Annotated in this window: 12 protein-coding genes; 3 read left to right on the forward strand and 9 right to left on the reverse strand. The window is 39.8% G+C overall.

Features of this window, described 5'->3' with window-relative positions:
• Positions 1–67: 67 nt before the first annotated feature.
• Positions 68–1,645, reverse strand: coding sequence for an ATP-binding cassette domain-containing protein (locus CWC02_RS04630; RefSeq protein ID WP_138616721.1), 1,578 nt, complete (start codon positions 1,643–1,645; stop codon positions 68–70).
• A gap of 245 nt (positions 1,646–1,890) precedes the next feature.
• On the opposite strand from CWC02_RS04630, the gene CWC02_RS04635 reads away from it, so the two are divergent.
• Positions 1,891–2,598: a metallophosphoesterase gene (locus CWC02_RS04635; RefSeq protein ID WP_249364079.1), complete on the forward strand. Its 708-nt coding sequence runs from the start codon at positions 1,891–1,893 to the stop codon at positions 2,596–2,598.
• Here the strand turns inward: CWC02_RS04635 and CWC02_RS04640 are convergent.
• From CWC02_RS04640 to CWC02_RS04660, 5 genes are all read right to left on the reverse strand, one after another.
• Positions 2,590–2,961 carry a hypothetical protein gene (locus CWC02_RS04640; protein WP_138616723.1) on the reverse strand — a complete coding sequence of 124 codons (372 nt, stop codon included), beginning with the start codon at positions 2,959–2,961 and terminating at the stop codon, positions 2,590–2,592. The genes CWC02_RS04635 and CWC02_RS04640 overlap by 9 nt on opposite strands.
• Positions 2,962–3,157: 196 nt before the next feature.
• Positions 3,158–3,730 carry a MiaE family protein gene (locus CWC02_RS04645; protein WP_138616725.1) on the reverse strand — a complete coding sequence of 191 codons (573 nt, stop codon included), beginning with the start codon at positions 3,728–3,730 and terminating at the stop codon, positions 3,158–3,160.
• 45 nt (positions 3,731–3,775) lie between these two features.
• A complete protein-coding gene (locus CWC02_RS04650) occupies positions 3,776–4,408 on the reverse strand; it encodes a sulfotransferase (RefSeq protein WP_138616727.1) in 633 nt (210 codons plus the stop codon).
• Positions 4,405–5,310, reverse strand: a complete 906-nt coding sequence (locus tag CWC02_RS04655) for a substrate-binding periplasmic protein (RefSeq protein WP_138616729.1) — start codon at positions 5,308–5,310, stop codon at positions 4,405–4,407. The genes CWC02_RS04650 and CWC02_RS04655 overlap by 4 nt, the downstream gene beginning before the upstream one ends.
• Position 5,311: 1 nt before the next feature.
• The gene (locus CWC02_RS04660) at positions 5,312–5,686 is read right to left on the reverse strand and encodes an MAPEG family protein (RefSeq protein WP_138616731.1); all 375 of its coding nucleotides are present in this window, start codon (positions 5,684–5,686) and stop codon (positions 5,312–5,314) included.
• A gap of 119 nt (positions 5,687–5,805) precedes the next feature.
• Between CWC02_RS04660 and CWC02_RS04665 the strand changes: the two genes are divergently transcribed.
• The gene (locus tag CWC02_RS04665) at positions 5,806–7,158 is read left to right on the forward strand and encodes a DUF2254 domain-containing protein (protein WP_138616733.1); all 1,353 of its coding nucleotides are present in this window, start codon (positions 5,806–5,808) and stop codon (positions 7,156–7,158) included.
• A 6-nt stretch (positions 7,159–7,164) separates the two neighbouring features.
• Here CWC02_RS04665 and CWC02_RS04670 read toward each other — a convergent pair whose 3' ends face one another.
• From CWC02_RS04670 to ggt, 3 genes are all read right to left on the reverse strand, one after another.
• Entirely contained in the window at positions 7,165–7,881 is a 717-nt protein-coding gene (locus tag CWC02_RS04670) for an SIMPL domain-containing protein (protein WP_054553878.1), read from the reverse strand.
• 133 nt (positions 7,882–8,014) lie between these two features.
• Positions 8,015–9,709: an NAD-dependent malic enzyme gene (locus tag CWC02_RS04675; protein WP_054553942.1), complete on the reverse strand. Its 1,695-nt coding sequence runs from the start codon at positions 9,707–9,709 to the stop codon at positions 8,015–8,017.
• Positions 9,710–9,883: 174 nt separating this feature from the next.
• Complete coding sequence (gene ggt, locus CWC02_RS04680) at positions 9,884–11,641, reverse strand: gamma-glutamyltransferase (protein ID WP_138616736.1); 1,758 nt, start codon at positions 11,639–11,641, stop codon at positions 9,884–9,886.
• 85 nt (positions 11,642–11,726) lie between these two features.
• On the opposite strand from ggt, the gene rrtA reads away from it, so the two are divergent.
• Positions 11,727–12,311, forward strand: coding sequence for a rhombosortase (gene rrtA, locus CWC02_RS04685; protein WP_138616738.1), 585 nt, complete (start codon positions 11,727–11,729; stop codon positions 12,309–12,311).
• The last annotated feature ends 21 nt before the right edge of the window (positions 12,312–12,332 follow it).

The raw sequence follows: 12,332 nt of genomic DNA on the forward strand, positions 1-12,332 counted from the left end.
AGTATTATTGCGGATTGGTATAAAGTACCTACAACCACCCTAGCACGCTTATTTATAAATGGCTATTTTATAATACAATTTGCTTATTACAGCCGACACTTTCTACAAAGTATTTATCATGGCTTACGAGTATAAACCCGCCTTTAAAACCCTGTAATGAATGAGCCAAGAGCTGTTTTGATTCAAGGTCGAGATGATTATCGGGCTCATCGAGTAACAAGAATGCAGTACTTTCAATATTACTGACGATACACATGGCGAGCTTCATTTTTTCACCGCCACTTAAAAGTGCGGCATATTTAAAAACAGCGTCTTTTCTAAAGCCAATACTGGCAAGTAGAGTACGCGCGGTGCTCTCATCTAGGTTTTTACAGTAAAACAAAATGTTATCAAGCAGGGTTAGCTCGTTGTTTATTAATGCAAAATGTTGGTCTAAATAATAGAGTGCTTGATTACAATGTAACTGCCCTGCTTTTACTGGTATTTCGAAAATAAGCGTTTTAAGTAAGGTTGATTTACCAGTGCCATTGGCTCCTACTAAATGAATTTTATCATCACTGAACACCTGTAAATTAAGCGGCTTTTGTGTGCCGTGTGCTAATACCACATCCTGCAGGCTTAGTACTTTTTGGTGCTTAACTTCATCTGATTGCGCTAAGTAAAATTGCTGTGCTTTAGTTTGTTCAAGCTGGCTAGAAAGCTCTAGTTTATTACGAGTGAGTTCACCTTCTCGCTTAGCGGTGTTTTTACTTTGTGATGATAAATTAGCGCTGGCTTTATCTTTTTTAGCATCCATCAGCACTTTAGACTGGCTGCCTGATTTTCTCAGCGCTGCGCCATGACCTGCACGTTTTTGTGTTTTTTGCTTTTGTAGTTGCTCTGCTGCCTTGAGCTTACTTTGCTGTTTAACAACGTGGTTTAACTTGTTTTCAAGGGCAGCAACTTGCTGCTGTTTTTGTGCTTGGTACTCAGAAAAACGCATACTATATTGTGTTAAACCAAGGGTTGTTAGCTCCCAAACTTCATGGGCATGTTCTAATAATTCTTGATCGTGACTTATTAGTAATAATTGCCCTTTAAAGTTGTGTATTTGCTTTATAAGCCAGCTTTTACCTTTTGCATCTAGATGGTTTGATGGCTCATCCAGTATTAAAATGTCGGGCTTTATGCAGGTAAATAGTGCCCAAAGCTTTAATTGGCTAAGCTGACCGCCACTTAAATATTTGCTTAGTGAGTAAGGGGTTTTGTTGTTTACGCCAAGCCTTACAAGTTCTGCATTAAAGCGCTCTGGTAAGTCCCAATTTCCTTCAAGCAAAATTAAGTTTTGCTCTGTAACTTGCCCTTGGTTTATCGCATCGAGGGCATTAAACACAGGCTCTAGCCCAATAGCCTCAGCAATTGCTTGGTTATCAGCCTGATTTACATCGTTCATTTGCCTGTAAAAGCCAAGGGTTGAATTACAAACAACCGTACCAGAGCTAGGCTCTTTTTGCTTAGCAAGTATTGACGCTAAAATAGATTTACCATAGCCGTTCCTTCCGACTAATGCGGTGACTTTAGCAGTAAGTGAAAATGAAAGGTCGTTAAATACAACATCGCCATTGCCATGTTGGTAACATAAATTAAAAGCTTGAAGTTGTGGCATAGTGCCTCCTGTACTACAGGGGCATAAGCGCTTGATCACACGAAAAGTAATATTATAAAAGTGATAGTGAGCAGCGCCTACTAACCCTGTTGGTCCAAAAAGATAAAAATGAAATTGGATAACAGGTTTAGTTGTTCATGTTGGCGGTAACTCCTAAAAAGTGAGGCTAGATAATAACCACCCAGTGCTCAAATAGCAACGAGTTATGATAGTCTTAAATTATTAGCTGCTTAAAGGAATGTATTTTGAATTTAGTTAAAAGCCCTCTTGCCTCGCAAAACCCCATTCAAGTTAAGATCCAAATTAATGAAAGTAAACGTGTATTTGTTATTGGCGATTTAGATGCAGATTTAACTAAATTTGAACAGGCGCTTTGCTCTGTTAATTTTAATCCAAGCGAAGATATTTTGTTTTCACTGGGTGATGTGATTGATCGGGGGGAGCACAGCATTGCGTTACTTGCGCGTTATAAAGAGCTTGGTGTACATATGTGCCTTGGTAACCACGAGCATATGTTGCTTGAGTCTTTACTTGCAGGCGATAAAAGTTACTACCGTTTATGGGTTGAGAATGGCGGCCGTTGGCATTTAGATGCAACCGATGAAGAGCTCGCATTTGTCTGTAAGCAGCTACTTAACTGCCCGCTTTCTTACTATGTTGAATACGGCAAAATTAAAGTTGGTTTATCACATACAACGCATGCGGATTGGGATTGGCAAAATCCTACTCAAGATATACAACAAGCGATTGGCGCTTTGCTTTGGGATAGGAGCTTAACCAAAGCGAAAAAACCTTTAATTAACCCTAGTATCGACTTTTCTGTGCATGGCCATAACACGACCCAAAAGCCCTATTGGCTTGGCAATAGTTACCATCTTGATACTAATTACCTCAGCGGTAAGCCCACCATTGTTGAGCTTAGCACGTTGATAAAACAGTTTTCCTCAATGTAAACTTGCCAGTCGTTCGACCGTTTTCTGTTCAAGGTATTTTTTGTAAGTTAGCCTAGCGTGCCACAACTGCTCATCTGTTTCTTGAATGTAGATGATTGGGCCAGCAGTTTTGCTTGCCAGGCTAGTTAGTTTACTGTATTCACGCGTATCAATTTTGCCATCGCTAAAGTAGCTTTGTGCGGTATGTAGAAATTCATCGTCTTTATAAATATCACTATGCCAAATAAGCGAGCGATACATACTAGCAGTTATTTCGGTTGGCTTATCGTTTGAACGAAAGAGCTTCACTTCGGTATAAATAGAATTACCGGTGAATACAATCCCTATTAACGACAGCGTCGTAAGAGTCATCATCCATTTCATGCTCTATTCCTCTCAGTTAGGTACTCATTTAACTATAGGAGAGAAAGATGAATGTATGCTGTTTATTTAATCAATTAGAATTAGCGTAACTATTTGCAGGATACTTAATTATTGTTTTTAGTCCCTAATTTACTGCTTTGGGGTTTAGACATAAATTTGTGTATTAGGCTAAAAGGCCTAATACACAAGCATCAAGTTAATGAAGCGCTGCTGTAAATGGAATTTTTTTACAGATTTCGGCTTCTGCAATAAGGATTTCTTCAAGGCGTGTATCAACCTCTTGCTTATCGAAATACTCGTAAGCAAGTTCAACGAATAAGTTTTTATGTTTTTCTTCTGATTTTGCAATCGCGACATAAAACTCTTTTTCTTTGCCTGCAGGTAAAGCCTCTGCAACAAGCGAAAAGCGCTCGTGTCCGCGTGCTTCAATAACGCCTGCTACTAATAAACGGTCCATCAAGAATTCATCACGACCATTTCTAAATACCGCACGAATTTGTTTGATGTAAGGATCTTTTTGGTCATTGCCAAGTGATACATCACGTTCCATTAATAGCTTTAAAACTTGTTTAAAGTGGATCATTTCTTCCAGTGCTAAGTCTGTCATGGCTCTAACAAGCTTGCGACGGTCTGGGTAATGAGAAAGCATAGACATAGCCATACCAGAAGCTTTTTTCTCTGCTGCAGCATGATCTTGTAAAAAGGTATCGAAGTCAGCTAAGACACCTTCTGTCCATTCAAATGGCGTGTGGTATTTCAATTCAAACATGATGAGGAACAACTAAACTTATGATTGCGGCGATTTTAACGTATTTTACGTGTGATTATAACCAAGAGATTTATCAATTTTACCACTTCGGGTAGATGATACTTTATCTGGGTGTTTTATGTCATTCCACGCTGTGACTTTGCCACCCATATTAAGCTGTTTAAAGCTAATTGGCTGCTGAGTGTTTAAAAACTGCTGAAGTAATTGCGGGCTGTTTGAGTCTGCTACATCCAGTGTTAATAATTGCTGTTCACGCCCTTTAAAGTAGTCTGCTACTTGCTGTTGGTGACGCTGATAACACGCTGTTATGTATTCATCAGATTCTAACTCTGCCAAGCTATACTGACCAAACACATCAAAATAACAGCGCTTTAAATGGCTATTAAAGCCACCATCAGGGCGCATTAAATTAGTGTGCATGCGTGCTAGTAACTGCCTAATCGAAGGCAGCCACTTAGTTAAATCGCGCTCGAGGTTGATAAAACGGCTATTTGCAAAGTGCTCATCAAGCAAGGCGTATTCACTAAAAACTGGAGTATCAGCAATAACATCTGCACTTGTAATTGCTTGTTGGGTATAGGCTGTGTGGGCGGTTTTATAACCGAGTTGTAAAAAGCTGTTACAGATACTAGTTGTGCCGGTTCGTGGTAAACCGATAATAAAAATTTTAGAGCTCATGGCACCTGATCAAATGCTAACCACAGCGATTTGTCGTTGACTGGGGTTAACCTTGGTAAATCATAATTATGCAATTCTATAACAATTTTGTCGTGTAGGTGGGCGTTTTTTATAAAGTTTCCGTTGTACTTAAAAAATAACTCGTCAAATTCACCACTTTGCTGCATAACCTTAATCCCCTGAGAAACGGCTTTAGCAATATTAGTATTATGTTTATTAAAAAAGAAATAGATTGGGCTTTTGTATTTGAGCATTAGATGCGGCAGAACGACCAACGGCATTCCTTCTTTAAAATACGCAAGTTCATCTTGGATCTCTAATACTGAACGAGGAAATAAATCCCCCCTTCCTCTATCTAACATTACAAACAATGATTCAAAGTCCATTGCCGTTGCCACTGTTAAACCGTTACTTGTTAGAATTCGTGTATCTGGCCAATCTGCACCCTGAACTAAGTTAATCGATTTTAAATCATCAAGAGATTTTAGCTGTTTCAACCTCGGTAACTTATCTTCTGTAGTAAACATTAATCGCCAACCAAATAAGCCTTTAAATATAGGAACTCGTAGAGGGAGCAAAGTGTCTTCACGCTCTTGGTTTGTCATGCTCCAAGTAACATTAATAGATCCAGTCGTTTCAATTTCTTTTAAAACACGATTTTGGCTTAATAATTCAGGTGCGGGTGATAAGGTAAACTTATAACCACTTCTTTTTAAAGCTGTACGAAGAAGTATTAAAGGATAAAGTACTTCTTCGTCTAAGCTATCCATTGTTTTAGGATAAACAACATGCAAAGTGGTTGGTGGTGTTACGCGATTTTTCTTGGCATTAATTGTTTTTACATTGGCAAATAAACAAGTTGAAAATAAGAACAACAAACATGGAAAAACAATTTTTAGCATATCAGAAAACCTGTGTAACTAATAACATCACAGCGCTAATCAAAATAGTAATGAAAGTAAGCATCATACCTAATACACGTAATTTCATCAGATTATCAGCAAGTGCGTAACTATGACAAAAACGACCAGCAACCAGCATTGCACCTAAAATATAGCAATAATGGCTTGGGAGGCCTTGGTACTCTAATAAAAATAGCAGGATCAACGAAAAAGGCACATATTCAATAAAATTAGCATGAGTTCGTATAGCTGCTTGTAGGCTTTTATCTCCCCCGTCACCAAGTGAAATGCGTTTTGCTCTACGTAATTTGATCACGCGAAGGCTAAGTTGAATGTATAAAATGGCCAAGATGGCAGCAAACGTTGAAACAATCACAGTTTTTCCAATTTTTATTTAAAGTTAGACGCTTAGCATAATTTATTGCTAGGCTGTTAAGTAAGTAGTTAGGTTAGCTCAGTATGATATTTAATGTCTAACAGTTCTTAAGGAAGTGCATGTTTACGCCAAGAAAAATCGCCGATAACTACCGCGAAATGATCAGTAGTATCGGATTTTACCCATCAATGCTCTCTGTAGTGTTTTTAGTTTTTGGATTAATTACTACTGCGGTCGAGTACTCGTCATTATCAATGGAATTTAAAAAGCTTATTGGTGTGTTATTGGTCGATAGCGAAGAGAATGCCCGTACCATCCTCAGCACACTTGCCGGCAGTATTATCTCATTAACGGTTTTTAGTTTTTCTATGGTTATGGTGGTGCTTAATAGTGCCAGTGCCAGTCTTTCGCCGCGTGTGTTGCCGGGCCTTATTACCCGTAAGTCGCACCAATTAGTACTGGGGTTTTATCTTGGTAGTATTATCTACACCATATTAATGCTGATAAACATACGTACCATTGGTGATGGAGATATGGGTATTCCATCGCTTGGTATCTTCTTTTCATTGGTGTTTGGTTTAATTTCGCTTGGTTTTTTTGTGTTTTTTATTCACTCAATTTCAAAAGCAATTCAAGTCGATAATGTACTAAACGACTTATTTAAAAATACCAAAGGCGAGCTTAAATGCATAATTGACATGCAACAACAAAATCCTGTTGAGCATTTTCCTGAGTTTGATGACTGGCATAGTGTTAAAAGTAAAACAGAAGGTTACTTTAAAGGGGCACATAGCGATAAGTTGTGTGCGTTATGCCAACAGCACAGTATTAAAATTTATATTTCGGTTAAACAAGGCTTCTTTACAGTAAAGGGATACCCGTTTTTAAAGTGTGATAAGGATTTATCTGACAAACCTGAACTGGTAGAACAATTACTAGACTGCTTTATCTTTTATATCGAAGAATATATTAGTGACCATTACCGCTACGGTATGACACAAATTTCAGAAATCGCTGTTAAAGCTATGAGCCCGGGTATTAACGATCCCGGTACTGCGGTAAAAGCCATAGATATGTTGAGCATATTACTGATATTGCGCTTAGATATTTACGATGTGAATTACTCGCTTAAACGATGCGAGAACAATCAACCGCACCTGTTTATTCACGAAACCTCATTCGATGAGCTGCTGCATGATAACTTCACGCCAATTCGTAACTATGCAAAAAATGACGCCTATGTAATGGTTAACGTGCTTGAGGCATTTAAAAACATATTGTTTAGAGCATCTGATAACAATAAAGCAACTGATAGCCTATTTGTTTATTTAGGGGCAATTATTGAAGATATAGATAAGCATATTAGTAATGAATACGACCGTGAGCAAATCACTAATATGCTAAAAGCGATTGCTCGTATTTCAGAGCAACAAGGTGAAAAATTGCTGGCAAGGTTTGCCAGCAATCAATAAGTTAACTTAGTTTTCGATTAAATAAACCGCATAGCTGCTTGCGGTAATCGTAAGCTCACCACCATTGTATGCATCAGGTACATAGTTATCTGGTGCAGCTTCTGCCATAACCATTTTGCTGGCACGCATATAAGGTTGGCTACCTGTATCAAGTGGGCTACTTGAAGCTGTATAAAGACCTTTAAGCTCTACCCCATAGTCATTGGCAAATTCTTTCGCCGCAGCACGGGCATCTTTAATGGCTAGCTTTTGCGCTTGCTTTTGTAGCTCTTCGTACTTGCTTGATACAAATTGCGTTTGATTAATTTCATTAATGCCCGAATTCACTAGTTGCTGAAGCATAATTGGGTATTTTTTTATATCAGTTAAAGTTACAGACAGGCTACGCGTTACTCTATAACCTACAAACTCTTGCTTACCCGTTTCACGGTTATATTCTGTTTGGCGATTAATCGAGATATTAGACGCATAAATGCCCTTTTCTTCTACGCCTTGGTTTTTAGCAAGCTTAATCGCTTTCGCCATGGTTGCATCGGCTTTGTTTTTCGCGGCAATTAAATCTTTATCTACTTCAACAATACCTACCGTTAGTTTAACGTTATCAGGGATCGCTTTAACCGTTGCATTACCTTGTATATAAATATGTGGCGCATCAGGTGTTGCTTGTGCTAACACATTAAAACTAAGTGCTGCCGCCATAGCGGTAAAAACTAACTTACGCATAATACTGTTCCTTAATTTAAAACTCCGTTCATTATCACCTTAAAGGGTTAATTGAATATGAACAAGCCATTTTACAGATATAAAAAAACAGGCATAAAAAGCCTGTTTTTTCATTCACTAAAAGCGTTCTAGTTTAGATACTACGGCGCTTGTAGTTTCGATATTCTGGAAGCCAGTAGTTTTTCTCGATTGCTGCCCATAGCGCTTCATCGCTCAGCTCTAGTGCAACACCTTCTTCCATCGCTTTTTTCGCAACCGCAAAAGCAATACGTTTACTTAACGCTTGGATTTCAGTCAGTGCAGGTAATAAGCTGCCTTTACCAGTGTTTGCACGTGGTGAAGACTCAGCCAGTGTTTCACTTGATACAATCAGCATTGCATCTGTAATACGTGTAGCTTTAGCAGCAATTACGCCTAAACCAATACCCGGGAAAATATAACTGTTGTTACATTGTGGGATTGGGAATGTTTGGCCGTTATACTCAACCGGATCAAATGGACTACCAGAAGCAACAATCGCTTGGCCGTTTGTCCATTCAATAACATCAGAAGGAAGTGCTTCAACTTGCTTAGACGGATTACTTAGCGGGAAGATAATCGGTTGTGGGCAAGATGCGTGCATTGCACGAATAACCTGTTCAGTGAATAAACCAGGCTGGCCAGATACACCAATCAGGATGTCTGGTTGCGCACAGTGCATTACATCTAATAGTGATGCGTACTCACCGCTGTAAGTCCACTCACTTAAGCCATCTTTAGATTGGCAAAGTGCTTGTTGGAAATCGCGTAAGCCTTCCATACCTTCAGTAAGTAGACCAAAGCGGTCAACCATGAAAATTTGCGAACGCGCTTGCTCATCGCTAATGCCTTCAGCAACCATAGTACTGATAATTTGCTCAGCAATACCACAACCTGCAGAGCCTGCACCAACAAACACCACTTTTTGCTCAGAAAGCTTCGCGCCTTTAACACGACATGCAGCAAGTAAAGAACCTACAGTTACCGCAGCAGTACCTTGAATGTCATCGTTAAAGCTACAGATTTCATCACGGTAGCGTTTTAGTAATGGCATGGCATTTGGTTGTGCAAAGTCTTCAAACTGAAGTAAAACACTTGGCCAACGACGTTTAACTGCTTTAATAAATAGATCTAAGAATTCGTCATATTCTTCTTGCGAAATACGCTTATGGCGAGCACCCATGTACATAGGGTCGTTAAGTAGTTTTTCGTTATTCGTACCAACATCAAGCATCACTGGTAACGTATATGCAGGGCTAATACCACCACACGCTGTATAAAGTGATAACTTACCAATTGGAATACCCATACCACCAATACCTTGGTCACCTAGACCAAGAATACGCTCGCCGTCAGTCACAACGATAACTTTTACTTTGCCTTTAGTGGCATTACGTAAAATATCATCAATTTGGAAACGATCTTCATAAGAAATAAATAGACCACGGGCACTACGGTAAATGTCTGAGAACTTTTCACAAGCATCACCTACCGTTGGCGTGTAGATAATAGGCATCATTTCTTCAAGATGATCACGCACTAAACGGTAGTAAAGTGTTTCGTTGTTATCTTGAATAGCACGTAAGTAAATGTGCTTATTTAAATTATCGCTAAAGCTAGAATACTGCTGGTAACAACGCTCAACTTGTTCTTCGATCGTTTCATAACGCGGTGGCAGTAATCCGGCTAAGTTGAAATTTTCCCTTTCTTTTTGTGAAAAAGCACTGCCTTTATTTAATAGTGGCGTTTCAATCAGACCTGGGCCTGAATAAGGAATATAAAGATAATTTGGATCGGTATTTGTAGTCATATTTCCAAGCTTTGATGCGTCATAATTATGACCTGACATTATTACTCTTGAAGGCGAAATTGCAATGACAATTCACCTTGTCAGACCATTGAAGAAAATGAATTTTATGCTCTAAATAGCATAGCAGATAGTATACATGAAAACTCAGCAGCTTTAAGGCTGCTGAGCTTGTTTTTAGTGGCTTTTATCACTTAAAGCGATGCCTTCGCGACGCGGATCGGCTGCGCCATAAAGTTTACCGTTTTTAACTTCAACAGCATGTAAACCAGAGTTTAAATCTAGGATACGAACTGTGTGTCCGCGGTTAACAAAATCAGCTTCAGCGTTGGCAAGCTCAGTGCCCTTTTCGAGGCTTGTGTAATTATTACGATTAGTAATGCGCGGTAAGTTAATGGCTGTTTGCGCATCTAGGTTCCAATCAAGCACTCCTACAACCACTTGAGCTACATAATCAATAATACGGCTACCACCCGGCGAACCAACCACTAAACGTAAGCTGCCGTCTTTGTTAAACACCATGACTGGCGACATAGAACTACGCGGACGTTTACCTGCTTCAACACGATTAGCCAATGGCTTACCATCTTTAGTTGGCGATAAAGCAAAGTCAGTTAGTTGATTGTTTAAAATATACCCGCTCACCATTACTGTTGAACCAAACGCCATTTCGATAGAGCTTGTCATCGACACAGCGTTACCTTGACTATCGACAATCGAAACATGGGAAGTTGATGGCAGCTCATATGCATCATCTTGCGCGTATGCAACTGAGTTTGGTGGTGTGCCTGCTTCTGCGTGAGTATCTTTTTCAGAAATAAGTTTTGCGCGACCAGCAATGTAGTTTTTATCGAGTAATCCTTGTGTCGGGATTGTCATAAAGTCAGGGTCACCCATATACACATTACGATCAGCAAACGCTAAACGTGATGCTTGGGTAAAGTAATGCAGCGCCTGTACAGAGTTTGGTTTAAGTTTAGCCATGTCTTTATGTTCAAGTAAGGCTAAAATCTGTAACACAGCTACACCACCGCTACTAGGTGGTGCCATTGAGCACACTGCGTACTGGCGATAATCAACACACACAGGTGCACGCTCTTTGCTTTTGTAATTGGCTAAGTCTTCAACCGTTAATGTACCCGGTGCGACTGCTGAGTTTTGCACTGCATGCACAAGCTCTTTAGCGTTTTCACCTTTGTAAAATGCATCAATGCCCTGTTTCGCTATATCTTTATAAAGCGCGGCAAGTTCAGGATTCTTTTTCACGGTACCTACAGCAAGCGGTTTACCATCAGGAAAGAAGTAGTCACGAATAACAGGTAGCTTGGTAACCCCTGGGTTTAATTCTTTAGCCAATAATTGATGTAAACGCGGCGACACGATAAAGCCTTTATCAGCCAATTCAATGGCAGGGGCAAACAAGGTTTGCCACTCTAACTTACCGTAACGCTTATGGGCTGTGGCAAAGGCATCTAAAATACCCGGTACACCAACAGAACGACCACCTACAACGGCTTCAATCCATTTTACGGCTTTACCGTGCTTATCTAAAAACAACGTTTCGTCAGCATTGCTTGGAGCCGTTTCACGGCCATCAAAGCTAGTTAGGCTCTTTGTTTTGTTGTCGAAGTACATCATAAATGTACCCCCACCGATCCCCGACGATTGCGGTTCTACCAGTGTCAGTACTAATTGCGTTGCAATAGCAGCGTCAACCGCTGAGCCGCCTAGTTCAAGCATTTTTTGCCCGGCTTTTACTGCATAAGGGTTTGCTGCAGCGACCATGTATTTATCGCCTTCAACAACTTGTTTATGAGCAAATCCCGTTGCAGCTTCAGGTTCGCGAGTTTCAACTTTTGCAGGGGCTGCGAAAATAGCAGTTGAATAAATTAATGAGGTGGACAGAGCTAACAGCGCTTTGGTTTTGAATAACATAAATAAACTTAATCCCGTAGTGTATTTGGCATCTTAAAATTAAACGTGCACAATAGGCGACAATCTCAGATACACCAAAAATAACATGATAAACCTGCCCCTGAAACTAGAATATATTCTGCCGCCACTGTGTTTAGTAATACTAAGTTCCTCATTTGCTACGTTTAACTTAAATGAATATCTTGAATTTAACCGTGAGTTAGTTGCAAATGGTGAATTTTGGCGCATTTTCACTAGCCAATTTGTGCATGCTAATTGGCCACATTTAGGCTTAAATTGCGCCGGAATTTTATTAATTTGGGCTCTACACGCTGAGCATACAAGCCCTGCTCGCTATGCGTTTAATATTATTGTTCTTGCACTGTGGTGTGGATTAGGTGTGTGGCTATTTTGCCCAGATATCCAAATTTACACCGGATTAAGTGCCCTGTTGCACGGTGTGATCATTTGGGGTGCAGTTAAAGATGTACAAGCAGGCATGCTATCAGGCTGGTTATTGTTCGCTGGTACTTGGGCTAAAGTGATTTGGGAGCAAATAGCAGGCCCGAGTGAATCGGTGACTCAGTTAATCGCGTCTAATGTTGCCATTGATGCCCACTTTATCGGCGCAATTGGCGGCACACTGTTGGCTTTGCCTGTCTTTATAAAAATAATAAAAAAGCGCGGGTAACCTTACTCGCTCTTTACAACT

The organism is Pseudoalteromonas sp. S2721 (genome assembly GCF_005887425.1).
Classification (GTDB): Bacteria; Pseudomonadota; Gammaproteobacteria; order Enterobacterales; family Alteromonadaceae; genus Pseudoalteromonas; species Pseudoalteromonas simplex.